This is a genomic window from Bradyrhizobium sp. Ce-3, from assembly GCF_022835695.1.
GTDB lineage: Bacteria > Pseudomonadota > Alphaproteobacteria > Rhizobiales > Xanthobacteraceae > Bradyrhizobium.
Window position 1 is genome coordinate 488850 of record NZ_BQUV01000002.1, and the last position, 21457, is coordinate 510306.

The window sequence follows — 21457 nt, forward strand, 5'->3', positions numbered from 1 at the left end:
GAGACGCGCTTCGCGCTCCTCAGGGTGACGGGTCTGATATGAGTGAACCCAAGAACAAGAAAGAGCACATCTCGTGAAAGACAACGACAACCTCACCATCGAACGGTCGACCTTCGTGACCCATCTCGAATGCGCGATGGAGGGCGATCACTATCCGGCCGACCAGGTCCACAATCTCTCCAAGGCGGGCAAGCCGCTCTTGGTGCGCTACGATCTGGCCGGGGTGAAGAAGGCGCTCACCAAGGACGCGCTGGCGCAGCGCCCCGCCGATTTGTGGCGCTACCGCGAGCTGCTGCCGGTGCGTAAATGCAAGGACATCGTCTCGCTCGGCGAGGTCACGACGCCGCTGATCCGGCTGCCGCGGCTCGGTGCCAAGCTCGGCGGCGGCGAGATCATCGTGAAGGATGAAGGACGGCTGCCGACCGGCTCGTTCAAGGCGCGCGGCCTCGTGATGGCGGTGTCGATGGGCAAGGCGCTCGGCATCAAGCACATGGCGATGCCGACCAACGGCAATGCCGGCGCGGCGCTCGCTGCCTACGCCACCTCGTGCGGCATCAAGACCACGATCTTCTGCCCGGCCGATACGCCGGAGGTCAATGTCAGCGAGATCGAGCTGCAGGGCGCCACCGTCTATCGCGTCAACGGCTATATCGACGATTGCGGCAAGATCGTCGGCGAGGGCAAGGCCAAGGTCGGCTGGTTCGATACCTCGACCCTGAAAGAGCCGTACCGGATCGAGGGCAAGAAGACGATGGGCCTCGAGCTCGCCGAGCAGCTCGGCTGGGACGTACCCGACGTGATCTTCTATCCGACCGGCGGCGGCACGGGTCTGATCGGCATGTGGAAGGCGTTCGACGAGCTCGAGAAGATCGGCTTCATCGGCTCGAAACGCCCGCGGATGGTCGCGGTGCAGGCCTCCGGCTGTGCGCCGATGGTGCGCGCCTATGAGGCCGGCACCGAGCACGCCGCGCGCTGGGAGGACGCTCACACCATCGCCTCCGGCATCCGCGTGCCGCAGGCGATCGGCGACTTCCTGATCCTGCGCGCGGTGCGCGAGAGCAAGGGCTTTGCGATCGCGGTCGACGACGACAAGATCAGCGCCGCCCTCAACGAGGTCGCGCGCGAGGAGGGGCTGTTGCTGTGCCCCGAGGGCGCCGCGACCTACGCCGCCTACAAGGAAAGCCTCGCCGACGGCCGTGTCTCGAAGGACGACCGCGTCATGCTGTTCAATTGCGCCAGCGGCCTGAAGTACCCGCTGCCGCCGATCACGCGGACGCTCGACCGGCACAAGCCGATCGACTTCTCGCAGTTCTGACGCCTCATCCGAAGGGCCATCTTGTCGAAAGGTGGCCCTTCAAAAATAATCAGAAACAAGAAGATTGCGGGAGAGCGTGATGCGGAAGCTGGTGCTGGCGGTGCTGGCGATGTTGGCGTTGACGGGAACCGCTTCCGCGGAAACCTGGCCCGCGCACCCGATCACCATCGTGGTGCCGTTCGCTGCCGGCGGCCCGTCGGATGCGATGGCGCGCATCCTCGGCGAGCGCATGAAGCAGTCGCTCGGCGAGGTGCTGCTGGTGGAGAACGTCACCGGGGCGGGCGGCTCGATCGGCGTCGGCCGCGCGGTGCGCGCAGCGCCCGACGGCTACACCATCTCGTTCGGCCATCTCGGCACCCATGTCGCCAACGGCGCGATCTACAAGCTCGGCTACGATCTCGTTGCTGATCTCGAGCCGGTGGTGCTGCTGCCGAGCAACCCGATGATCATCGTCAGCAAGAACGCGGTGCCGGCGAAATCGCTGAAGGAGCTATTGGCGTGGCTGAAGTCGCGGCCGGAGCCGCCGACCGCGGGCACCGCCGGCGCCGGCAGCGGCAGCCACATCGCCGGGCTCTATTTCGAGAACGTCTCCGGCATCAAGCTGCAATACGTGCCGTATCGCGGCACCGGGCCGGCGCTGAACGACCTCGTCGCCGGCCAGATCGACATCATCGTCGACCAGACCTCGAATTCGATCAACCAGGTTCGTGGCGGCAACATCCGCGCCTATGCGGTCACCGATTCCAAGCGGGTCGCGAATGCGCCGGAGGTCCCGACGGTCGACGAGGCCGGCCTGCCGGGCTTCCACATGACGCTGTGGTCCGGCCTCTGGGTGCCGAAGGGCACGCCGAAGGAGATCGTCGCCAAGCTCAACGCCGCGGCGGTCGAGGCGATGGCCGATCCGGCGGTGCAGAAGCAGCTTGAAAACCTCGGCTTGCAGATGCCGCCGAAGGACCAGCTGACGCCGGAGGCGCTCGGCGCCTGGCAGAAGGCGGAGATCGCAAAGTGGTGGCCGATGATCAAGGCCGCCAATGTGAAGGTGGATTGAAGCGCCGGCTCTCTCTTCCACGTCGTCCCGGCCTAGTGCGCAATTGCGCACGGGGGCCGGGACCCATACGCCGTCGCCCGCGCAAAGGGCAATCGGCTCGACGATTTGCGAACAAGGGTACAACGGTGGTTATGGGTCCCGGACGACAGTGTGCTACTGCGCGGGCGCCGCGTTGCTCTCCTGGGTCACGACACGCTCGCCGTTCTTGGCCATCGCCGTGCCGGCATCATCGAACCGGACCTGATAGACCGCAAAATTCTCCATCACGCGCTGCACGTAGTTGCGCGTCTCCGAGATCGGAATCCGCTCCACCCAGTCGACCGGATCGACGTTGGGATCGCGCGGATCGCCATAGGCCTTGACCCAGTCGCGGACACGGCCGCGGCCGGCGTTGTAGCCGGCAAAGGTCATGATGTGGCAGTTGCGGTATTCCGACAGCAGCGCGCTCAGTTCCGCTGCGCCCATCTGGGTGTTGTAGACCGGATCGGAGACCATCCGGCTCCAGTCGTAGCTGACGCCGAAGCGCTTGGCGGTGTCGCGGCCGGCTTCGGGCGTTACCTGCATCAGGCCGACGGCGTTGGCCGCCGACTTGTCGCGCTGGTCGAACGCGCTTTCAGTGCGGGCGATCGAATAGGTCATGCTGCGCCCGATATCGGGCGCGATCGGGGCGTGCTTGGGAATGCCGATCACCGGGAAGGCGTAGTGGTCGAACGCAAAACCGCGGGCGAGCGCGATCTTGCCGATCTGCAGCATCGCACGCGCATCGTTATGGCGGCCGGTGAGCTCGCCGAGCGCCTCGAGCATCCCGACATCGGCGCTTTCCTCGGCGAGGTCGGCGGCGAAATAGAGCACGATGTCGGGCTCGCCGATCGCATAGAGCATCTCTGCGGCACGCACGCGCTCGTCGGCCGCGATGCTGCCGGCGCTGGCGGCCGGCGAGGGCGCGCGCAGCTCGACGCCGTCACGGCCAAGCTTGGCCAGCGCCAGCTGACCGTAATAGGCGGTCGGGTAGCGCGCCGCGGCCTGGTAGTCCGCCCGCATCGCCGCTGAATTGCCGAGCGCCTCGGCGGCACGGCCGCGCCAATAGGCGGCACGCGCCAGCACGGTCGGGTTGGTCTGGCCTTCGTCGATGTGGGCGAAATGCGCGGCCGCGGTCTTGGCATCGTTGAGATAGCGCAACGCGATCCAGCCGCGCATGAAGTGCATGTCGGAGCGGTAATAGGGATTGTCCGGCGCCGCCGCGCCTCGGATCACGTCATAGGCCGCCTGAACCTCGCCCTGGTCGAGCAGCTTGCGCGAGAGGATGCGGCGCTCGCGCCACCATTGGTCGGTGTCCTGCTGTGCCATCGTCTCGGGCGCCGCCGCGATCGTCACCCGCGCCGCATCATCGATCCTGTTCTTCGCCAGCAGAAACTGGATCCGGCACAGCGTATAGCCAAGGTCGCTGCGGGCATCGGCCGGCACATCGTTGAGCGTGTCTTCGGCCTTGCTGGATTGCCCGCGCACCGCGGCGCAAGCCTTGACGATCGCGAGTTCGTCGCTGCCGATGTGCTGTGCCGCGCGCCGGGCGCCGGCGAGATCCTTGGCGCCGATCCGCTTGTCCATGCGGGCGCGATGATCATCGCGGGTCAGCAGGTCCTTGAATGCGTCGTAGGCATCGCTCTCGGTGCGCTCAAGCAATTCGTCCGAGCGCCAGGCGTCGCGCACCAGCCGCGTGGCGCCGTCGCGGTCGCCTTCGACCAGCAGCGTGCGCGCGAGCGCGAACTTGCCCTTCGCGCTGATCGGCTGATCGAGCGTGAAGCCGTGCACCGTGGCCGGATCGCTGCGCTCCTGCCAGATCCGCGCTTCAGCCCGCTTGCGGAGCAGCGTGGCGCTTGGCCAGTCCGGGTTGGCCGTGACGAACGCCGCGTAGCGGCTGAACGGCGCGTTCGACTCGGAGTGGCGCAGCAGGTACCACTCGACCAGCTTCCGCCCAACGGGATCGGTGATCCTGGCCTGGATATCGGTCGCGTCGCTGGTCTTGCCGCGGCGCGCGGCGGTGATCGCGTCTCTGATCGCGGCGAGGTCGCCGGACAGTTGCGGCCCCGCAGGTTTCTCGGGCTCGGGTGCCTTCGTCGTCTCAGCCGATTTGGACGGAACGGACTTGGCCTTGGCGGATTTGTGTTTGTCGGCGCCGTGCCTGGCGTGCCGGCGCTTACCGGAAGCGCTCTCGCGCGCAGACTTCGTGCCCGACTTTGCGCTCGATTTGGCGCCATGCACCTTCTTGTCGCCATGGCCGCTCTTGGCCTGGTGCTGGTGATGCGGCTTGGCGGTCGCCTGGACCGGAAGCAGCGCGAGCGCTGCGGCGGTGGCGAAGCACGCCAGCGGACGTAGGCAACGGTTCATTCCCTGGTCCCCCCCTGAGAAACCATGAGGCACAACAGAACGCGTCATACGGCGGCACAACCGCCGCAGATTACCACTACCCTCGATTCTCGAGTGTTAATGCGCTGCAACTCAACAGGGAAAACGCGGCGAAATATGGAATATGGCGTGTGGAACCGGCGGGAACCGGGGTTTTTACGGGTGAAGACGACACAGGGCACGGTCGCTTTGATCGGTTCCCGCCGGCATGTATCCTCATTGAACGAGCGCCGCGGGGGCTGCCCATGTCACTGACAGATCACTTACTTCCACCGGGGATGCCATGACGGCAGGCCTCAGGACCATCCATGACGGCGGCCGCTATTTCGAGGGCCCGCGCTGGCATCGCGGGCGGCTCTGGTTCGTTGACTGCATGGCGCGGACGCTGCTCAGCATCAGCCCGTCGGGCGAATTGCAGGAGCATGCCGCCGTGACCGACGACACGCCGTGCGGTCTCGGCGTGCTGCCCGATGGCGACATCGTCGTGCTGACGATGTTCAGGAAGCGGCTGCTGCGTTTCGCCGACGGCGCGCTGTCGCTGTATGCCGACCTCTCCGCGGTTGCGACCGGCACGATCGACGACATGATCGTCGACGCGCAGGGGCGCGCCTATGTCGGCGATCTCGGCTTCAATCTGCCGCCGCCGGAGGGCCGCGGCGCCGTCGGACGGATCATCCTCGTGATGCCCGACGGCAGCGCCCGCGTCGTTGCCGACGGCTTGCGCTTTCCCAACGGCATTGCCGTCTCCGCCGACCATCGCCGGCTCGTCGTCGCGGAGATGGATGGTGCTGGTCTCGCCGACTACGACATCGCGCCGGACGGCGGCCTGAGCCTTCGCGGGCGGTTCGGTCGCGTCAACGATCCCGACGGCATTTGCCTCGACGGCGATGGCGCGGTCTGGGTCGCATCGTTCACCGAAGACGCGTTTGTCCGGATCGACCGCGATGGTGTGGAGCGCGCGCGCGTCGCGGTCCCCGGCCGCCGCGCGCTCGCCTGTGCACTCGGCGGTGCGGACCGCAGGACGTTGTTCTGCCTGAGCGCGGAGACGTCTTACGCAGACTTGCGGAAGGGCAAATCGGTGTCGCGGATCGACGTGGTCGAGGTCGATGCGCCGGGTAACGGCTATCCCTAGCCGGGGCGAGACGGCTTCTTCTTTTTCTTCTCTTTCTTCTTCAGGATCTCGGCCTGGCTCCTGAAGGCGTGGGCGAGGGAGCGCATCTGGTTGGCGACAAATGCGTCGGCCGTCGTCGATGCGACCCGCTCCGCGGTCTGCGCCTGTTTGCGAATCGCCTTGGCCATTTTCATGAAAGAGCCAATCGCGCTGCGCCGTTCTGGTTCCCGCGGCAGCGATCGCATCGAGAGGCCTTGAGTGTTGTTCTTGTTTCGTTCATAGTGGCGTGCCCGGGAGAATGCCAGCCATGGACGCCGAGCGAGACCGCGAAATCATCAGGCTGTGGAATGAGCTCCGCCGGCTGCAGCGCGAGGGCCGTCCGACGGCGTTGCTGATCCGCCGGATCGAGCAGGCCCTGGCGGCGAGGGAGCGGGAGGCCGCCTGAAGCTGCGTCTGACGACCGCTTCAAGCGAACCGAAAGCCGTCTAGCGCCCGCCGTCCGGGCCCATCACCAGGTTCGGCAGCCAGGTCGAGATCTCCGGGAAGAAGCACAGCATCAGCACGGCGAACATCATCAGCAGCACGAACGGCAGCGTCCCCCAGATCACCTCGCTGAGCGGGATGTCCGGCGCGACGTTGCGGATGACGAAGATGTTGAGGCCGACCGGCGGGTGGATCAGGCCCATCTCCATCACGATGGTCATGACGACACCGAACCAGATGATGTCGAACTCGGCCGCGCGCAGCGGCGGCAGGATGATCGGCGCGGTCATCAGGATGATCGAGACCGGCGGCAGGAAGAAGCCGAGCACGATCACCATCACGAGGATCGCAAACAACAGCTCCCAGCGCGGCAGGTGCATCGCGACGATCGCTTCCGCCGCCGATTGCGAGATGTGCAGATAGCTCATCACGTAGGAATAGAGTAGCGACATGCCGATGATCAGCATCAGCATGGTCGACTCGCGGATGGTCGATTTCAGGATCGGCGACAGGTCGCTGGGCTTCCAGACGCTGTAGATCACCGCGATCAGCCCGAGCGCCAGGAGGCCGCCGAGGCCCGCGGTTTCCGACGGCGTGGCGTAGCCCCCATACAGCGCGATCATCACGCCGGTCAGCAGCAGCACGAACGGGATCACGCGCGGCAGCGCGCTGAAGCGCTCCGCCATGGTGAACTCGTCGCGCTGCAGGATCGCGGCATCCTTGCCGGTCGCCTCATAGGCGGCCTTGGCCATTGCGTATTCCTTGCGGAAACGGAACACGGCGTAGAGGCCGAACAGCGACACCAGCAGCAGTCCGGGGCCGATGCCGGCGAGGAACAGCCGGCCGAGCGATTTCTCGGCCGCGACGGCGAACAGGATCATCGTGATCGAGGGCGGCAGCAGAATGCCGAGCGTGCCGCCGGCGGCGATGATCCCCGCGGCAAAGCCGCCGGAATAGCCCCGCTTGCGCATCTCCGGAATGCCGGCCGAGCCGATCGCCGAGCAGGTCGCGGGCGAGGAGCCGGCCATCGCCGCGAACAGCGCGCAGGCAAACACGTTGGCGACCCCGAGGCCGCCGGGCACGCGGTGCAGCCAGGCATGCAGCGCCGAGTAGAGGTCCTGGCCGGCGCGCGATTTGCCGATCGCCGCGCCCTTCAGGATGAACAGCGGGATCGACAGCAGCGTGATCGAGGCCATTTCCTCGTAGACGTTCTGCGTCACCGTATCGAGCGAGGCCGCCGGCATGTAGATCGCCATGAACACGACCGCGACGGCGCCGAGCGCGAACGCGATCGGCATGCCGGAGAACATCGCAAACAGGGTGGCAAGCCCGTAGGAGATGCCAATACCAAACACGGTCATCGGCGCGCGCCACCGGTCAACGGAACGAGGATTTGCAAAAGCAGCTGCACGCAGAGCAGCGTCATGCCCAGCGCCATCAGCCCGTAGGGAATGGCGAGCGGCGGCGACCACATCGAGTTGGACACCTGGCCGTCGACATAGGCCTCGTGCGCCAGCGTCCAGGACTTCCAGGCGAAGAAGGTGCAGAACGCGAAGCTCGCGACATCGACCAGCCACAGCCTGATGCCGTTGGCCCGCGGCGAGAGCAGGCCGACGAACGCCTCGATGCTGACATGGCCGCGCTGGCTCTGCACATAGGCCGAGGTCATGAAGGTGGCGCCGACCAAAAGGAACACGGCGGCCTCGTCCTGCCAGTAGTTCGGGCTGTGGAACAGGGCGCGGCCGAGCACGCTGTAGCTCAGGATCCCGCAGGCCGCGATCAAGGCGAGCGCGGCCAACACCACGATGACGTTGTTGCAGACGGACAGCGCGCGCCCGAGCAGCGCCACGGGTGTGTTGCCCGTGGCCATGCTTGGGGCTTCGGCTTGATCCGCGACCGGACCATGCATCATGCGGCGACGTCGCTTGCGAGCTTCAGCAGGTTGGCGGCGGTTGCCGTCTTGGCGCCGTAGTCCTTCCAGGCGGTGTCGCGCGCGATGTCGCGCCACTTGCCGACTGTGCCGGCATCGAGCGCGCTGACCTTGGCGCCGGCCTTCTCGTAGACCTTGGCGACTTCGGTGTCGTCGTCCTGCGCACCCTTGCGGCCGAACGCCTCGAGCTCGGTGCCGACGGCGAGGATGATGTCCTGCTGGTTCTTCGGCAGCTTGTCGAAGATCGCCTTCGACATCATCAGCGGCTCGAGCATGAACCAGTAGGAGGCGCCGGCGCCTGATGTCAGTGACTTCGCGACTTCCTCGAGGCGGAACGAGATCAGGCTGGTCGAGGAGGTGATGCCGGCATCGCAGGCGCCGGTCTGCATCGCGGCGTAGATCTCGTTGGAGGGCACCGACAGCACCGCGGCGCCGGCGGTCTGCAGCACCATGTCCATCTCGCGCGAACCGCCGCGCACCTTGAGGCCCTTGGCGTCTTCCGGCGCCACGATCGCCTTGGAGCGGCTGGCGACGCCACCGGCCTGCCAGACCCAGGAGATCAACAGAATGCCCTTGTCGGCGAGGAAGTCGGTCAATGCCTTGCCGATCGGCTCCTTTTTCCAGCGCAGGCCCTGGTCGTAGGTCGTGACCAGCCCCGGCATCAGGCCGATATTGGTCTCCGGCAGCTCGCCGCCGGCATAGGGCATCGGATACAGACTGAGGTCGAGCGCGCCCTTGCGCATCGCCGAGAACTGCGCGTTGGTCTTGATCAGCGAGGAGTTCGGATAGATCTCGGCGGTGAGGTCGCCGCCCGAGCGCTTGGCGACCTCGGCCGCGAACATCCGGCACAGCCGGTCGCGGAAGTCGCCCTTGTCGATGGTGCCGCCGGGGAACTGGTGCGAGATCTTCAGCGTGGTCGCGGCATGCGCGGTCCCCACGCCCATGCGCAGGACGGCGGGCGCGGCGAGGGCGGAAGCGAGGACATGGCGGCGTGTGAGCATGGTTCTTCCCTGGAGTGCTTCTTGAGTGGCTGCTAGGCCGGTGCGGAGCTTCAGCTTAGCCGGTCTTCCCGTGAATATTCTCTAGTCTGATAGTTCGAGGCGCCCTGATGGTGCGGGCCGATCCATGGCCGCAAGTCGTGGCGTCGAAGTCCCGGTTGTCAAAGTCCCGGTATTCAAGCCTGGCGTTCAAACCTTGCGTTCGAGTCTCGCCGTTGCTGCGGTGCACACCGCCCGCGTACGACGAGCGCGCGCCGCGATGCTTCAAGAATTCGTTATTGGAGGTAACAGCGGGCGGCGCAAGTGCGTCGAGTAGAGAGCGGCAAGTCGTCGCGCTCACATTCGACCATACAAGGGATCAACATCATGACCACCAAGACCCGCCTCGGCCTTTCCGCCGCGTTGCTCTCGTTCAGCCTGGCGCTGGCGCCGGCTGCCTATGCTCAGGACAAGATGGGCAAGGACGACGCGATGAAGAAGGAAGACTCGATGTCCAAGGATGCCATGAAGAAGGACGGTGGCATGATGAAGAAGGACGACGCCATGAAGAAGGACGGCGGCGCGATGATGAAGAAGGACGACGGCATGAAGAAGAACTGATTGCCGTCAGCGTTTTCATCGTCCGCAGGCCCGCCGTCGTGGCGGGCCTGGTTGCCGCCTCAGCGCTTCTTCTTGCCGCGCTCCTTGCGCGCGGCGTAGCGGGCGTCGCGCTTGGCCTTCTGCTCGGCCTCAAGCGCAGCCAGTCTTGTGGCTTCCTCTTCCTTTTCCCGTGCTATCCGGGCGGCCTCGGCTGCGGCGGCCTCTTCCTCTTGGCGCTTCCGCTCGGCCTTCTCGATTTCACGAGTTTCCTTCGCCTTGGCGCGGCGTTCGGCGATCGCCGCGCGCTCCTCGGCGCGTGCCTTCACAGACGGATCGTCAGCCCCTGGCTGAGAGCGAAATTTGTTGAGGAGGTTTTGCCGCGCCTGCAGGGCCGCCTTTTGGCGGTCGGCAAAACCCGGTTCCTTGAAGCCACTCATAGAGGAAGCCTTGCTGCTTTCTGTTCGGATGATGATGGAAGGGGTTCGGTTCGGCGTTTCAATAAGTGAATGGCGGCGAAATTGCCAGTGGTGAACGGCGTGCTGTGGAGCAATGGAGATATGAGCGCACAGCAAATGGCCGATGTCGGTGACTGCCGGCGCCGGGGCGCCGGCGTGGTGAGTGGTTGGTCACCGAATCGGCCGAAAATTCTTGGTTCGATTTGACGCGTTTTACGCGAGCCGGTACCCGCCTCGCTCGAAAACGCTCTAGCCGCGCTGAAACGGCTCGCGCCGCCCGTTGCCCTGAGCCCTTGTGTCCGAGACCTTTGTGCCCAGCACCTTGGCGACCGTCTCGGCAGTCATCGCGTCTCGGTCCGAGGCGCGCTGGACTTCCAGCCGGTCACGGGCCTTTTCACTGATCAGCAGGCTGATCAGCCGCAGCCTGCTGGTCTCGTCGACAGCCTCCGAAAGCAGCTGCCTGTAACGCTGATAGTCGTAGGTCGCTTCTTGCTCGCTCACTGGCACGCCCCGCACACGCGCTCCACTACAGCGGGCAGTGTTTCGCGAGTCGTGGAAGCCCGCAACGGAATTGCTGGGTCGATGGCCGCTGGGGCGCATTTCGCCGTGCGACTGTTGCAGAATTGATCGCACGCAACCGTGCAAACCGTCATGATGCGGCGGTGGCAATTGGGAACCCAGACGGGCATGAGCGAATCCGAAGACGGAGGCAACCGCCGCGGCGCGCTGATCGGATTGCTGGTCGCGGCGCTGATGCTCGCGGTCGGGCTTTGGCTTGCGCATGACCTGACCGCAGCGAGCAAGATGCAGGACTGCCTGATGTCGGGCCGGACCAACTGCAATGTGATCGAGCCGGCCCGCTGACCGCGTCTTGCGGCAGTGCAATATCGATCCCACATCAACCGCAAAGACTCGGGCTGAACTGTTTGGTCCCGGTTGTGATTCCGGTCACACGCGGGCGGGCGGGCTGCCTCATCGACCCCCAGAGATCGGCGGGAACCATGATGTCAAAGCTGTGGTCCGGAAAGGGCGCGGCACTGGCTGCTGCAGGCGCGGCAGGTGCCGTTTTGGTCGCGTATCTATCCCTGACGCTGGCCTCGCCCGAAGCGGTGTCCAGTGCGGCGCTCGGGCCGGAATGGCAGTGCAGCCGGGTGGCGTTCGTGCTGACGACCTGCACCAGAGGGACCGAGGCGGAGCGCGAGGCCGAGGTTGAGATCAAGCCCGAAGGCAGACCCCAGGGCGAGGTGAGGGCAATCCCGGTGCGGGCGAAAGACGATTGTCCGCCGGAGCCCTAGCGGCGGTATTTCAAGTCATTTCTTGCCGGCGCTACGCGGCTTGATCGACAGGCCGAGGCGCATTGCCATCTTCTTGATGCGTTCCGGCGAGCGGCCGGTCGCCTTGACGACCTCCTCGAGCGACTTGGAGGAGCGTGCCAGTTCCATCAGTCGTCGGTCCTCCTTGAACGACCACCGCGGCTTTCGGGCCATCTTGTTGGTATCCTTGTGCATTGCTGGGCAACAAGGCCGCCAGGCTGGGTCGCCTGGCGGCCTTGCCGGTGTGGGCCCGGACCTTGGGGAAATGTCCGGTGGATAAGCAATACTGCTTCCGGATAAGGTCGCAATTGAAACCGGAATTTAACCTAACCCATCAAGGTTACTAAGGTTTACGCGTGGCAGGAGGCCTTATGCGCAAGGTCGCCGTTTTCAGTGCCGCAGCATTTTTACTGTCCGGTTGCTGGTCCGACCCCGAGGTCACGGGATCGACCAACAGCTGTGCGGCCAATCTTTACAGTCAGTACAATCCCAAGGTCATGGATCAGTGCGTCAACGTCTGCATCAAGTGTGACCGCGGCAACGTGACGACCTGCACCACCTCCTGCACGCTGAAGGGCGCGCGGTAGCCGAACCGCGCCTCGAACCCGGGCGAGGCAGGGCCAGCGGCGGCGCGCGCCTTGCGCGGCGCGATGAACGCCTTTATCGCGTCTGGCAGCGGCGCCGTGGTGGCGGCGCGGCAAGCTGAGAGGCTGGAACAGAGCGCGATGAGCGGTCCCTCCTATGTCGCGGTCGATTGGGGCACCAGCAGCTTCCGGCTGTGGCTGATGAATGCCGGCGGTCAGGTGCTCGGGGAACGCCGCAGCGACCAGGGCATGACGGCGGCTGCCAAGGCCGGCTTTGCGTCCGTGCTGCAATCGCATCTCGACGCGCTGGGCGTGCCGGCCGGTCTGCCGGTCGTGATCTGCGGCATGGCGGGCGCGCGGCAGGGCTGGGTCGAGGCCGGCTATATCGATACGCCCGCGCACCTCTCCGACATCCTCAAGGGCGCTGTCGTGGTCAGCGGGCAGGCGCGCGAGATCCGCATCCTGCCGGGCATTGCGCAACGCGATATTGCGGCACCCGACGTGATGCGGGGCGAGGAAACCCAGTTGCTCGGCGCGCTCGGCCTGGATCCGGCGGATGCGGCGGATGTCTGCATGCCGGGAACGCATTCCAAATGGGTGCGTGTGCGCGGCGGAGCGGTCGCGCGCTTTGCGACTTTCATGACCGGTGAGCTGTTCAGCGCGGCCGCGCGCGACACCATCCTGTCGCACGCCGTCGGCGGCGCGGGCGAGACGATCGATAGCGATGCATTCGGCGCGGCCGTCGCGGAGGCGTTCGCCGCCCCGGCGCTTGCGGCCAATCTGCTGTTTCGTGTCCGCGCCCGGCAATTGTTGTTCGGCGGCAGCGCCGAGGCCGCGCGTGAGACGATCTCGGGCACGTTGATCGGTATCGAACTGGCAGCGAACCTTGCGGAGCGCGAACGCGCGACCCGGGTGATGCTGATCGCATCGGGCCGGTTGCAACGGCTTTATCAAATCGCATTCGAACGCCTTTCGATTCCGCTCAATGTCGTGGACGCGGAGGAGGCGGTTCGCCGCGGCCTTGCCAATGCAGCGGCGGCGATCTGGCAGGATGGAAGGATCAACGCATGAGCATGCCGTTTCCGCCGATGAAGCGTGCGCTGGTCGCGATCCTGCGCGGCGTCAAGCCCGACGAAACCGCCGGCATTGTCAGCACGCTGATCGAGGCGGGGATGACGGCGATCGAGATTCCCTTGAACTCGCCGGAGCCGTTCCGGTCGATCGAGATCGCGGCGAAGCGCGCGCCTGCGGAAGTGCTGATCGGCGCCGGTACGGTGCTGTCGGCGGCGGACGTCGATCGTCTCCACGACGCAGGCGGCCGCCTGATGGTGTCGCCGAACGTCGACGTCGACGTGTTGAGGCGGGCCAGGGACCACGCGATGGTCACGATGCCCGGCGTGTTTTCGCCAACCGAAGCGCTGCTCGCCGCGCGCACCGGCGCCTCGAGCCTGAAATTCTTTCCGGCGAGCGTGCTCGGCGCCGCCGGCATCAATGCGATCCGCGCCGTGCTGCCGCCGGACGTGATGATCGCCGCCGTCGGCGGTGTCTCGGACCAGAATTTCGCGGAGTACGTCAAGGCGGGCATCCGCGCCTTCGGTCTCGGCAGCAGCCTCTACAAGCCGGGCATGACGACCGCGGATATCGCCGTCAGGGCAAAGCTGACGATCGAGGCATATGACCGGGCTTTGCAGGGCGCGGGCTAGGGGCGGTCCGCCATTCCTGACGGGGGGCTAATCGTCCCGCTTGCCGCCGTCGATCACCCTGAACAGCGGCGCTGCCTCGCGCGGGTTCTCGAGCAGTTCCTCGACCATCGCGATCGCGGCTGCGACGTATTTCTCGGTGGCGGCATCCAGCGGCCGTTCGGCTTCGTCCGATAGTGCGAGCTTGGCGCCTTCGAGCAGCTTGCGGGTGCGCACGGCGGACTCGTCGCCGGCGGTGAGGGCGGCGCGGGCGATCGAGCGCAGCACGAACAGCTCGCCCTCCAGTCGCAGCAGGCGGTCGTTCAGCTTGCTCAGGACAGTGTTCAGGTTCCGCATGACGAGCTCTCGGGGCATTGGACCTGTCTTCCATACACCGTCATTCCTGACGAAATTCTTGTGGCGGCCGCACACCATCGGGTTCGTTGCACGGTACCCAGGATCTCCTCATGTTCCCAGCCGGCCTGGCGCGCCTTCTGCGGGAGCCATTTGTGGATCACGGCGAACCGTCCGGGTAGAGTGGCCCACGATACGACACGCGTGCCGGGCGCAAGGGCAGATCCGCCCATCTCAGCAAGGACAAGGGAACGCATATGAGGATTGCCGTCGAAACGACCATTGCTGCGCCGATCGCAGATGTCTGGCGCGCCTACACCACGCCTGACGACATCAAGCAGTGGAACGCGGCTTCCGACGATTGGCACACCACTGCCGCGACCGTCGACCTGCGCGCCGGCGGCGCCTTCTCGTCGCGAATGGAAGCCAAGGACGGCAGCATGGGGTTCGATTTCGCCGGTACCTACACCAGGGTCGAGGCGCCCCGGCTGCTCGAATATTCGTTCGGCGACCGTACCGCGCAGGTCGCATTCACGCCGGAGGCTGCTGGCGTCAAGGTGCAGGTTTCCTTCGACAGCGAGGATACCCATTCGGTCGAGCAACAGCGCGGCGGCTGGCAGGCGATCCTGGACAATTTCAAGCGCTACGTTGAAGCCGGGCGGCGATCCTGACCCGGCGGCGGGAAGACGGCGTGACGTTGAAGCGAGCCCGTGCGACGATGCCGGCGAGCGTCCGCCGCGAGCTCGATGGTCTCGGCCTGATGCAGGCGTTCAAGCAGCGCCCGCCGTATCAACGCAACGACTATCTGCACTGGATCGAGCGCAGCGTACGGGCTGTCACCAGGCGCAAGCGGATCGATCAGATGCTGGCCGAATTGAAGGCCGGCGGGCTCTACATGGGAATGGCGCATCGGCCGAGCGCGCGGGCGAGGTGACAGGTTTCCCGGCGTGATCGCGATGCTGGTCCGGAGCACATGCAATGCGCATCGTCGTGACACTTGAAGTCTTCTCACGTGAAGTCTTGGCACGTGAAGTCTTGGCATTTGGAGTTTTGGCACTTGGACTGTTGGTCATGCTGTGCGTGTCGGCGAGCGCCGCACCACGGCGTCAGTCCCACGCACGCCAGGCTGCACCTGTTCATTCGCCCGCGGCTGCGGCGCCGGCAGGGCGCTTCGCCGTTCCCGGCTGGAGCGACCAGTCGACCCGCCAATGGCTCGACCGTGCCTCGTCCTATGTGGGCCTGGGTGGCTAGTCGGGCAGCGGCGGCGCCAACTCAATCGTCGTCGGCTTCGTCAGTCCCCCGCGCGTTCGCCGCCGAGCGGCCGCCGTACTGCCGGGGAACGGCTGCGGCCTTTCTCGCGCTGATGCCCTCGCTCTCACGCAGTTCCTTCCGCGCGCGCCGCGCCGTTCGCATCGCGCGCTTGATGTTTGAATCGTGCGAGTCCTCGTCGAAGAACAGAACGATCTCGCAGCTCGGGCACTGGCGCGAATACCCGTTCTGCAGCCGCTTGGCGCGATCGCGGAAGACGTTCTTGCAGCGTGTGCAACGGACCTGGACGGAGTCTTCCATATCGATCCCAAAACATCGATGAACAATGAGCGCGCGGGCAATCTTCTTGAGGAAGCAATTCCAGATTAAGAAATCACGAAGCCCGTCGCGAGAATTGGAACCTGGACGTGATGAACCGGATGCGCCCGGAACCTCAAGCGCCGGTCGGAACTTTGTTCACGCACGGAGAACTACGGAAGCATTCGTGCGCTGAATGAGAAAGATCGAGCCCCTATTTCAGAGCAGACCGCAAGCAGCAAAAAAGAAAGGCCTCAGCGCGTGGGCCACGCTGAGGCCAAGTTGACACTTTGGTCGTGAGGCACCGTCACCAGCGCCTCGGTGCTTAACCTATCCTCGTTTCTCTCCAGTCAAATGGCCCATTTGGGCCATGATCGCTGGCGGCGGATGTGCGACCTGCAGGCATCAGGATGTTGCACCACCTGTTGCCAGAGCCGACGCCGTCCGCGTGTATTTCAAGCGGGCGGCGTCGTGCTTCTTGCGCGCCGATTTGCGCGCCGCTGTGTTCCGGAACCAACGAGATTCAAGCCGGTCCGCCCAGCGCGTGATAGCCAATTTGGGACATGCGCCTTTGGCACAAAGTGTGCAGAGTCGGATCCGTCAGGATTTTGCATCACCTTCCTGGGGCTAGGGCCAACGCCGTCCGCATATATTTCAAGCGGGCGGCGTTGTGCTTTTTGGCGGCCGCGCAAGTTTTCTTCGACGACCAGGCTGCACGCCGAGGTCAGTGATCCGCCGGCCGGATCTCGAGGTTTTCGACCTTCACGGGCGGAGGTGAGGGATCGGCCTGCTCATTCAACGGACGCAGCGTGATCGCAGCGCTGGTGCCGCCGGCGAGCACGTTGGCGCCGGCGCCGGCGTCGTGCGTGTAACCACCAGCGAGATCGCCGGGTCCGAGCCACGGCACCGGCGCCATCACCTTCCAGCTCAATGCGACGTCCTGATCGCCGATGAAAACGTTGAGGTCGCGAACGGCCGCGACATAGCGACTGTCCGGCGCACCATCGACATGCAGGACGCAATCGAGATTGGTGAACGGGCCCAGGATGAAGCCGGCATCGGGCCCACCACGACACTCAAGCGTCCCGGCCTGCACCTGCTGTGCATCTGCTGGTGCGATGTGGATGGCGAGCGCTGCTGCGCCACACACCGCAGAGATGATCCAATGGCCCGTCCTGCGCATGGTGCCGTACAACGCGCATGCGCGCGCAATCGGCGCGCGACCTCGCGCGCGTCCTTCGCTTGTGGTTAAGAGAGGCTTAGAAAGCGGGGTTTGGCGGCTAGCCGCAGATATGAGTCACCGGTCCCGGCACCGACGCCAAACGGTTCGGATCACTGGCAATTGGCCTGTCCCGGAAACTACGCCGCCGGGCTCGAAATGCATTGTCCCGGCGGCGCCCTGTTTCAATCTGGGCCCGCAATCCCAGTGATGGTCTGTCTGCAAACCCCGTGCAAAGGTTCGAAGCCACCGTAGTCATACGGGGGCTAACGTCTGGCGATGGATTGCTGTTGGTTGCCGATCTTCTTGTGACCGGGCGGAGGCCCGATCGTTGCCCACACCACAGCCGCGATCACGATCGCGGTCAGGATGGCGCCGGCCAGGGGCCGGTCGTTGTCCACGCGCCGCCCGATCAGCTGTGATGCTCCAGCTTCCGCATTTCCTGCAGGCGAGCCAGGCAAAAGTCCCGATACAATTCGTTGATGAAATCCCACATGACCGAATCCCCTTTGGTCTAATGGTCGAAGGCTAGGCCGGGTTTGTTTCCGGCCGGCTTCGCGGCGCGCGGAAAATGGTTTCATCGAAGGGGTAATGGCGTGGCGATCCCGGAAGAGTGATTGGCGAAATCGCTCACAGCCAACTACTAGACGATCGGTCTAATTTAATGGGTCGCAGTAAAATGCAGCGATATCGGCTTCGGCGGAGTTCGGTCTCTGCCGACCGCTGACGGATTGATCGAGACATCTTCAATCAACAACGTCCGCCGACTCCTTTGCGGTTGGCTGGTTTCCGACATGAGAGGTCACACATGGCTCGCAAGATCGCGCTTGGAATGACGATCGCTCTCGCAACGGCTCTGACCGCTCCGGTGGCCATGGCCCAGCAGAAGCACCGTGTCAGCTATGATACCGCGGCAACTCAGACGACATACACCCAACAACATGTCATCGATGTCGGCGATATTCCGGGACATCAAGCTCGGCTCTTCGAAATTCGGCGGACCTATGGGGACGATGCCCCCATGATCAACGGGTCGAAGCTGAAGGAGCAGTGGACGCGCGGCATGTCGGACTACATCGACAACAATGGTCCGGCCCTCATCTACAACGTCTGGATACTGGAGAATGGCGACAAGTTTTTTGTCAGGACATCTCTGGTCGCCCAAAGCAGTGGAGACGGGAAGCTTACAAACATGACGTCGGGCGTCATTACCGGAGGCACAGGTAGCCTCGCCAGGATTCGTGGCATCATCAGCAGCCACGGGCCGTCCGAGCCGAACGCCGGCGTCAATGCCAATCAGACCGACATCGACTATTGGATGGAGTGAGAAGGTCTTCGCGACAGGCGATGGACCGGCGAGAAACGGCCGGTCCATTGTGTCCGTTTCCACGATGTTTCCCCCTGTGACGAGATCTGGACAACGGCGACACCAAAAACGTCATGGCGATCAAGCCGGGAGGAGTCCAAATGTTGCACCTGAACAGGTCCATCGTGGCGTTTCTGCTCTGCCTGCTCAGCCTCATCGCTGTGACGCGATCTGCGTCCGCGGAAGTCACCAAAATCGAATTCACCTCGAAGCAGCCGTACGGTACGTTTCGCGCCGGCGACTATGTGATCTGGCAGGGCATGATCCATGGCGACCTGGCGCCGCAAGAGGTCATTCCGGGCATCGACAGGGCGGCGCGCAATGAACGCGGGCGCGTCGACTATGCCGCAAAGATCATCCTCATGATGCCGGCGGCTCTGCGCGCCGGTAACGGCGCATTGCTGGTGGATGTGCCCAATCGCGGTCGCGTCTACGCCGAGGCGCTCTACAACTCGCCGCGCGACGCGCCGTTTCTCTCCGGCACGCTGGAGCAGGGCACCGGCTTTCTCCAGGACCACGGTTTTGCGATCGCCGAGGTGCATTGGGAACTCGGACAGGGCGCGGAGCTACCTTCGTTCGCCGACAGCGACGGCAAGACGCGCTATGTCGAGGGGGTAGGCTTTGCGATCGTGCGCGATACCGCGGATTTCCTCGCGCACGCAGCCGCTGACGCCGGAGGAACGCCGAACCCGCTCAAGGGCGCTATCAGCCGCGTGCTCGCGAGCGGCAAATCCCAGGACGGACGCTTCCTGAAGACCTTTCTCTTGAACGGCTTCAACATGGCGGGCAACCGTCGCGTATTCGACGGCATGCACGTGTTCGTCTCGGCTGCTGGTCTTCTTCCCATCCTGCAGACCGGCCTCGGGCCGCAATCGAGCGGCGAGGAGGCTCCCACCTTCGCCAATCCGGACTTTCCCGGCGTCAATGACGGGCCGTTCACGATCGGCGAGATCACCGCCAAGGTCGCGGCGCGTGGCGAGGTGCCGCCGAAGATGATGCTGGTCAACTCGACCACGGATTACTACTCGCTGCGCGCTTCGCTCGGCCGCACCGGCGCGTCCGGTACCGCGGACCAGCCGCTCCCCGCCAACGTGCGGATGTACGATGTCGCCGGCGGCTCGCATGTGGTCGTTCCAAAGGCGCCCACGTGCACGCAATCGCCCGGCCGTCTTGATTGGGCTCCCTTGTCGCGGGCCTTGTTGCTGCATCTCGATGACTGGGTGAGCCGCAACGCCGAGCCGCCCGCCAGCGAGTTGATGCCGCTCGAAACCGCGAGCGGCGATCCGCCCGCGCTGCGCGCACCGACCGCGCTTTCCGCTGCCGCGATCCAGGTGCCGAAGCGCGATCAGGACGGCAACGCGCTCGGCGGCGTCCGGCTGCCTGACATCGCGGTGCCGACCGGCACCAATGGCGGACAGAACCAGCCGCAGACGTTCACCTGCATGCTGGTTGGATCCTTCTCGCCCTTCGCTGCGACGAAAGCGGAACGGGAACGCACGCCCGACACCCGTCCGTCGATCGAGGAGCGCTATCGCACCCGCAACGATTACGTGAACCGGATCCGCATCGCCGCGCAGGACCTCGTGACGCGCGGCCTCATGCTGCCGGACGACGCCGCGGTGATCGTTCAGGAAGCCGCGTCGAGCAAACTGTTCGCACCTGCCCCTGCGAATGACGCGCCGCGCTGAGCGACGCCCGGGTCACGTGCGCGACACCTTGGTGATCTGCTCTTCCGAGAATCTGCCCTTACGCATGGTCGTGAACAGAACCGTAAGTTAGAACCGGGGCGTTTCAGGGGAGCAGGTCAATCCAGGCAGGCTTGCTCTCCTAGACGATCGGTCTATTATAATCTGCATGAGCAAGACGCTGCCTCTCCGCCGTCGCGGGCGACCGCCTAAAGAACTTGCGGGCACTAGCGCGACCCGTGAGGCGCTGGTCCGTGCAGGTGTCGTCATGCTGACGGAGAAGGGCTATTCCGCGACGGGGATCGAGGAGGTCTTGCGTAGCGTCGACGTGCCAAAGGGTTCGTTCTACCACTACTTTCCGAGCAAGGAAGCGTTCGGAGCGGAACTGATCGACAGCTACGCCGCCTATTTTTCGCGGAAGCTCGACAGCTTCTTCCTGAACGAGCAACACCCCCCGCTGGAGAGGCTGAAGGGTTTTACCGACGATGCTGCGTTCGCCATGAAGCGCTTCCGTTATACGCGCGGCTGTTTGGTCGGCAATCTTGGCCAGGAGATGGGCGCACTTCCACAATCTTTTCGTCAGCAACTATTCGCTGTGTTCATCGACTGGCAGCAGCGCACAGCCAAGTGCCTGAGGTCTGCTCAGACAATGGGTGCGATCTCTTCCAGCCACGATTGCGATTGGCTTGCCGAATTCTTCTGGATCGGCTGGGAGGGCGCGGTCCTGCGCGCCAAACTCGAGCGCCGTTCCGAGCCGCTTCGCTCCTTCTCGGAAGGTTTTTTCAAACTGCTCAGTAAGTGAGCCTTTTTGTCATCGGGTCGTTCAATATCGAAACAACCGTTTCGCTGTGCGGGGTTCGGGGATTTTTTCGGGGATTTGGTGCAACATTTGGCGTCATACAGCTGCATTGAGCGACATCTGTTCTACACAAAGCGTGAATTAGCTTTGCACCGCAAACCAGCTAAAGGCCTTTGAAATTTAAGGAAGTTTGGCCTCTGAAAACTGGCGATCCCGACAGGATTCGAACCTGTAACCCGCGGAGTAGAAATCCGCTACTCTATCCAGTTGAGCTACGGGACCGTCGCCGTCTTGTAGCATCCGCAATATGAAAAATCCGCCCTTCCGCCAAGTCCGTCCGAACCGATTTTTGTGGTCAGACGACAAAGGCGAGCAGGGGTCCCGCCCTGTGTTGGCCAGACCAGCCCGCCGAGCCGGCATGACGCTGCCGCCCGGGCGGCTGGTCGAAGGAATGTCGGCAATGCGAGCTGCGACGTTTTCGACCGTTCATGTCCGCGCCTTCACGCCGTCACCTTTTCGCGCATTTTTGGCCCCAACGCGGCGTTCGACCGCGGGGCGTTCAGGAGCTCC

The 21457-nt window shown here is 64.5% G+C and carries 27 protein-coding genes and 1 tRNA gene; 16 read left to right on the plus strand and 12 right to left on the minus strand.

The window, feature by feature from the left end; translation table 11 throughout:
• Window positions 1–73: 73 nt before the first annotated feature.
• Complete coding sequence (locus BRSPCE3_RS08700) at window positions 74–1315, plus strand: threonine synthase (RefSeq protein ID WP_244065387.1); 1242 nt, start codon at window positions 74–76, stop codon at window positions 1313–1315.
• Between the two features lie 79 nt (window positions 1316–1394).
• Window positions 1395–2363 (plus strand): tripartite tricarboxylate transporter substrate binding protein BugD, encoded by a 969-nt coding sequence (locus BRSPCE3_RS08705; protein WP_244065389.1) that lies wholly within the window; start codon window positions 1395–1397, stop codon window positions 2361–2363.
• A gap of 153 nt (window positions 2364–2516) precedes the next feature.
• On the opposite strand, the gene BRSPCE3_RS08710 is transcribed toward BRSPCE3_RS08705, so the two are convergent.
• Entirely contained in the window at window positions 2517–4748 is a 2232-nt protein-coding gene (locus BRSPCE3_RS08710; RefSeq protein ID WP_244065391.1) for a lytic transglycosylase domain-containing protein, read from the minus strand.
• A gap of 301 nt (window positions 4749–5049) precedes the next feature.
• Between BRSPCE3_RS08710 and BRSPCE3_RS08715 the strand changes: the two genes are divergently transcribed.
• Complete coding sequence (locus BRSPCE3_RS08715; RefSeq protein WP_244065392.1) at window positions 5050–5898, plus strand: SMP-30/gluconolactonase/LRE family protein; 849 nt, start codon at window positions 5050–5052, stop codon at window positions 5896–5898.
• Here the strand turns inward: BRSPCE3_RS08715 and BRSPCE3_RS08720 are convergent.
• The gene (locus BRSPCE3_RS08720) at window positions 5895–6071 is read right to left on the minus strand and encodes a hypothetical protein (protein ID WP_244065393.1); all 177 of its coding nucleotides are present in this window, start codon (window positions 6069–6071) and stop codon (window positions 5895–5897) included. The genes BRSPCE3_RS08715 and BRSPCE3_RS08720 overlap by 4 nt on opposite strands.
• Window positions 6072–6184: 113 nt before the next feature.
• Between BRSPCE3_RS08720 and BRSPCE3_RS08725 the strand changes: the two genes are divergently transcribed.
• Window positions 6185–6322, plus strand: a complete 138-nt coding sequence (locus BRSPCE3_RS08725; RefSeq protein ID WP_244065394.1) for a hypothetical protein — start codon at window positions 6185–6187, stop codon at window positions 6320–6322.
• A 40-nt stretch (window positions 6323–6362) separates the two neighbouring features.
• Here the strand turns inward: BRSPCE3_RS08725 and BRSPCE3_RS08730 are convergent, their stop codons facing one another.
• From BRSPCE3_RS08730 to dctP, 3 genes are read right to left on the minus strand one after another with little or no spacing between them, the layout of a single operon-like run.
• The gene (locus BRSPCE3_RS08730) at window positions 6363–7721 is read right to left on the minus strand and encodes a TRAP transporter large permease (protein WP_050402485.1); all 1359 of its coding nucleotides are present in this window, start codon (window positions 7719–7721) and stop codon (window positions 6363–6365) included.
• A complete protein-coding gene (locus BRSPCE3_RS08735) occupies window positions 7718–8230 on the minus strand; it encodes a TRAP transporter small permease (RefSeq protein WP_375709875.1) in 513 nt (170 codons plus the stop codon). Before BRSPCE3_RS08735 ends, BRSPCE3_RS08730 begins: the two co-directional genes overlap by 4 nt.
• A gap of 38 nt (window positions 8231–8268) precedes the next feature.
• A complete protein-coding gene (dctP, locus tag BRSPCE3_RS08740; RefSeq protein WP_244065396.1) occupies window positions 8269–9291 on the minus strand; it encodes a TRAP transporter substrate-binding protein DctP in 1023 nt (340 codons plus the stop codon).
• 363 nt (window positions 9292–9654) lie between these two features.
• Between dctP and BRSPCE3_RS08745 the strand changes: the two genes are divergently transcribed.
• Window positions 9655–9888, plus strand: a complete 234-nt coding sequence (locus tag BRSPCE3_RS08745) for a pentapeptide MXKDX repeat protein (RefSeq protein WP_244065397.1) — start codon at window positions 9655–9657, stop codon at window positions 9886–9888.
• A 59-nt stretch (window positions 9889–9947) separates the two neighbouring features.
• On the opposite strand, the gene BRSPCE3_RS08750 is transcribed toward BRSPCE3_RS08745, so the two are convergent.
• Window positions 9948–10304, minus strand: coding sequence for a DUF6481 family protein (locus tag BRSPCE3_RS08750; RefSeq protein ID WP_244065398.1), 357 nt, complete (start codon window positions 10302–10304; stop codon window positions 9948–9950).
• A 267-nt stretch (window positions 10305–10571) separates the two neighbouring features.
• Entirely contained in the window at window positions 10572–10823 is a 252-nt protein-coding gene (locus BRSPCE3_RS08755) for a hypothetical protein (protein ID WP_244065399.1), read from the minus strand.
• Window positions 10824–10973: 150 nt separating this feature from the next.
• Here BRSPCE3_RS08755 and BRSPCE3_RS08760 point away from each other — a divergent pair, with 150 nt between their 5' ends.
• Both BRSPCE3_RS08760 and BRSPCE3_RS08765 read left to right on the plus strand, forming a co-directional pair.
• Window positions 10974–11186 carry a hypothetical protein gene (locus BRSPCE3_RS08760; RefSeq protein ID WP_375709876.1) on the plus strand — a complete coding sequence of 71 codons (213 nt, stop codon included), beginning with the start codon at window positions 10974–10976 and terminating at the stop codon, window positions 11184–11186.
• Between the two features lie 137 nt (window positions 11187–11323).
• Window positions 11324–11617, plus strand: a complete 294-nt coding sequence (locus tag BRSPCE3_RS08765; RefSeq protein WP_244065400.1) for a hypothetical protein — start codon at window positions 11324–11326, stop codon at window positions 11615–11617.
• A 15-nt stretch (window positions 11618–11632) separates the two neighbouring features.
• Here the strand turns inward: BRSPCE3_RS08765 and BRSPCE3_RS36020 are convergent, their stop codons facing one another.
• Window positions 11633–11764, minus strand: a complete 132-nt coding sequence (locus tag BRSPCE3_RS36020; RefSeq protein WP_283843104.1) for a hypothetical protein — start codon at window positions 11762–11764, stop codon at window positions 11633–11635.
• Window positions 11765–12006: 242 nt separating this feature from the next.
• On the opposite strand from BRSPCE3_RS36020, the gene BRSPCE3_RS08770 reads away from it, so the two are divergent.
• From BRSPCE3_RS08770 to BRSPCE3_RS08780, 3 genes are all read left to right on the plus strand, one after another.
• A complete protein-coding gene (locus BRSPCE3_RS08770; protein ID WP_244065401.1) occupies window positions 12007–12222 on the plus strand; it encodes a hypothetical protein in 216 nt (71 codons plus the stop codon).
• 138 nt (window positions 12223–12360) lie between these two features.
• Window positions 12361–13290: a 2-dehydro-3-deoxygalactonokinase gene (locus BRSPCE3_RS08775; protein ID WP_244065830.1), complete on the plus strand. Its 930-nt coding sequence runs from the start codon at window positions 12361–12363 to the stop codon at window positions 13288–13290.
• Window positions 13287–13922: a 2-dehydro-3-deoxy-6-phosphogalactonate aldolase gene (locus tag BRSPCE3_RS08780; RefSeq protein ID WP_244065402.1), complete on the plus strand. Its 636-nt coding sequence runs from the start codon at window positions 13287–13289 to the stop codon at window positions 13920–13922. The genes BRSPCE3_RS08775 and BRSPCE3_RS08780 overlap by 4 nt, the downstream gene beginning before the upstream one ends.
• Window positions 13923–13949: 27 nt before the next feature.
• Here BRSPCE3_RS08780 and BRSPCE3_RS08785 read toward each other — a convergent pair whose 3' ends face one another.
• A complete protein-coding gene (locus BRSPCE3_RS08785) occupies window positions 13950–14255 on the minus strand; it encodes a hypothetical protein (RefSeq protein ID WP_163150412.1) in 306 nt (101 codons plus the stop codon).
• A 254-nt stretch (window positions 14256–14509) separates the two neighbouring features.
• On the opposite strand from BRSPCE3_RS08785, the gene BRSPCE3_RS08790 reads away from it, so the two are divergent.
• The 3 genes from BRSPCE3_RS08790 to BRSPCE3_RS08800 are packed head-to-tail and all read left to right on the plus strand — an operon-like array spanning window position 14510 to window position 15503.
• A complete protein-coding gene (locus tag BRSPCE3_RS08790; protein ID WP_244065403.1) occupies window positions 14510–14923 on the plus strand; it encodes an SRPBCC family protein in 414 nt (137 codons plus the stop codon).
• Window positions 14924–14943: 20 nt separating this feature from the next.
• A complete protein-coding gene (locus BRSPCE3_RS08795) occupies window positions 14944–15186 on the plus strand; it encodes a YdeI/OmpD-associated family protein (protein WP_244065404.1) in 243 nt (80 codons plus the stop codon).
• A 44-nt stretch (window positions 15187–15230) separates the two neighbouring features.
• Window positions 15231–15503 (plus strand): hypothetical protein, encoded by a 273-nt coding sequence (locus BRSPCE3_RS08800; RefSeq protein ID WP_244065405.1) that lies wholly within the window; start codon window positions 15231–15233, stop codon window positions 15501–15503.
• 21 nt (window positions 15504–15524) lie between these two features.
• Here the strand turns inward: BRSPCE3_RS08800 and BRSPCE3_RS08805 are convergent, their stop codons facing one another.
• Both BRSPCE3_RS08805 and BRSPCE3_RS08810 read right to left on the minus strand, forming a co-directional pair.
• A complete protein-coding gene (locus BRSPCE3_RS08805; RefSeq protein WP_244065406.1) occupies window positions 15525–15821 on the minus strand; it encodes a Zn-ribbon domain-containing protein in 297 nt (98 codons plus the stop codon).
• A 721-nt stretch (window positions 15822–16542) separates the two neighbouring features.
• Window positions 16543–16968, minus strand: a complete 426-nt coding sequence (locus BRSPCE3_RS08810; RefSeq protein ID WP_244065407.1) for a DUF992 domain-containing protein — start codon at window positions 16966–16968, stop codon at window positions 16543–16545.
• Window positions 16969–17845: 877 nt separating this feature from the next.
• Between BRSPCE3_RS08810 and BRSPCE3_RS08815 the strand changes: the two genes are divergently transcribed.
• The 3 genes from BRSPCE3_RS08815 (at window position 17846) to BRSPCE3_RS08825 (ending at window position 20890) form a co-directional block, all read left to right on the plus strand.
• The gene (locus tag BRSPCE3_RS08815) at window positions 17846–18364 is read left to right on the plus strand and encodes a hypothetical protein (protein ID WP_244065408.1); all 519 of its coding nucleotides are present in this window, start codon (window positions 17846–17848) and stop codon (window positions 18362–18364) included.
• 140 nt (window positions 18365–18504) lie between these two features.
• The gene (locus BRSPCE3_RS08820; RefSeq protein ID WP_244065409.1) at window positions 18505–20091 is read left to right on the plus strand and encodes an alpha/beta hydrolase domain-containing protein; all 1587 of its coding nucleotides are present in this window, start codon (window positions 18505–18507) and stop codon (window positions 20089–20091) included.
• Window positions 20092–20257: 166 nt separating this feature from the next.
• Window positions 20258–20890: a TetR/AcrR family transcriptional regulator gene (locus BRSPCE3_RS08825; RefSeq protein WP_244065410.1), complete on the plus strand. Its 633-nt coding sequence runs from the start codon at window positions 20258–20260 to the stop codon at window positions 20888–20890.
• A 202-nt stretch (window positions 20891–21092) separates the two neighbouring features.
• On the opposite strand, the gene BRSPCE3_RS08830 is transcribed toward BRSPCE3_RS08825, so the two are convergent.
• Window positions 21093–21169: transfer RNA gene (locus BRSPCE3_RS08830), tRNA-Arg, on the minus strand.
• Window positions 21170–21457 lie beyond the last annotated feature (288 nt).

What these genes read in the sequence shown, in the direction of transcription:
- BRSPCE3_RS08705 (WP_244065389.1), top strand. Translation starts at nt 1,395, where the DNA reads ATGCGGAAGCTGGTGCTGGCGGTGCTGGCGATGTTGGCGTTGACGGGA.
- BRSPCE3_RS08710 (WP_244065391.1), bottom strand. Translation starts at nt 4,748, where the DNA reads ATGAACCGTTGCCTACGTCCGCTGGCGTGCTTCGCCACCGCCGCAGCG.
- BRSPCE3_RS08715 (WP_244065392.1), top strand. Translation starts at nt 5,050, where the DNA reads ATGACGGCAGGCCTCAGGACCATCCATGACGGCGGCCGCTATTTCGAG.
- BRSPCE3_RS08720 (WP_244065393.1), bottom strand. Translation starts at nt 6,071, where the DNA reads ATGAAAATGGCCAAGGCGATTCGCAAACAGGCGCAGACCGCGGAGCGG.
- BRSPCE3_RS08725 (WP_244065394.1), top strand. Translation starts at nt 6,185, where the DNA reads ATGGACGCCGAGCGAGACCGCGAAATCATCAGGCTGTGGAATGAGCTC.
- BRSPCE3_RS08730 (WP_050402485.1), bottom strand. Translation starts at nt 7,721, where the DNA reads ATGACCGTGTTTGGTATTGGCATCTCCTACGGGCTTGCCACCCTGTTT.
- BRSPCE3_RS08735 (WP_375709875.1), bottom strand. Translation starts at nt 8,230, where the DNA reads ATGGCCACGGGCAACACACCCGTGGCGCTGCTCGGGCGCGCGCTGTCC.
- dctP (WP_244065396.1), bottom strand. Translation starts at nt 9,291, where the DNA reads ATGCTCACACGCCGCCATGTCCTCGCTTCCGCCCTCGCCGCGCCCGCC.
- BRSPCE3_RS08745 (WP_244065397.1), top strand. Translation starts at nt 9,655, where the DNA reads ATGACCACCAAGACCCGCCTCGGCCTTTCCGCCGCGTTGCTCTCGTTC.
- BRSPCE3_RS08750 (WP_244065398.1), bottom strand. Translation starts at nt 10,304, where the DNA reads ATGAGTGGCTTCAAGGAACCGGGTTTTGCCGACCGCCAAAAGGCGGCC.
- BRSPCE3_RS08760 (WP_375709876.1), top strand. Translation starts at nt 10,974, where the DNA reads ATGATGCGGCGGTGGCAATTGGGAACCCAGACGGGCATGAGCGAATCC.
- BRSPCE3_RS08765 (WP_244065400.1), top strand. Translation starts at nt 11,324, where the DNA reads ATGATGTCAAAGCTGTGGTCCGGAAAGGGCGCGGCACTGGCTGCTGCA.
- BRSPCE3_RS36020 (WP_283843104.1), bottom strand. Translation starts at nt 11,764, where the DNA reads ATGGAACTGGCACGCTCCTCCAAGTCGCTCGAGGAGGTCGTCAAGGCG.
- BRSPCE3_RS08770 (WP_244065401.1), top strand. Translation starts at nt 12,007, where the DNA reads ATGCGCAAGGTCGCCGTTTTCAGTGCCGCAGCATTTTTACTGTCCGGT.
- BRSPCE3_RS08775 (WP_244065830.1), top strand. Translation starts at nt 12,361, where the DNA reads ATGAGCGGTCCCTCCTATGTCGCGGTCGATTGGGGCACCAGCAGCTTC.
- BRSPCE3_RS08780 (WP_244065402.1), top strand. Translation starts at nt 13,287, where the DNA reads ATGAGCATGCCGTTTCCGCCGATGAAGCGTGCGCTGGTCGCGATCCTG.
- BRSPCE3_RS08785 (WP_163150412.1), bottom strand. Translation starts at nt 14,255, where the DNA reads ATGCGGAACCTGAACACTGTCCTGAGCAAGCTGAACGACCGCCTGCTG.
- BRSPCE3_RS08790 (WP_244065403.1), top strand. Translation starts at nt 14,510, where the DNA reads ATGAGGATTGCCGTCGAAACGACCATTGCTGCGCCGATCGCAGATGTC.
- BRSPCE3_RS08800 (WP_244065405.1), top strand. Translation starts at nt 15,231, where the DNA reads ATGCGCATCGTCGTGACACTTGAAGTCTTCTCACGTGAAGTCTTGGCA.
- BRSPCE3_RS08805 (WP_244065406.1), bottom strand. Translation starts at nt 15,821, where the DNA reads ATGGAAGACTCCGTCCAGGTCCGTTGCACACGCTGCAAGAACGTCTTC.
- BRSPCE3_RS08815 (WP_244065408.1), top strand. Translation starts at nt 17,846, where the DNA reads ATGGCTCGCAAGATCGCGCTTGGAATGACGATCGCTCTCGCAACGGCT.
- BRSPCE3_RS08820 (WP_244065409.1), top strand. Translation starts at nt 18,505, where the DNA reads ATGTTGCACCTGAACAGGTCCATCGTGGCGTTTCTGCTCTGCCTGCTC.
- BRSPCE3_RS08825 (WP_244065410.1), top strand. Translation starts at nt 20,258, where the DNA reads ATGAGCAAGACGCTGCCTCTCCGCCGTCGCGGGCGACCGCCTAAAGAA.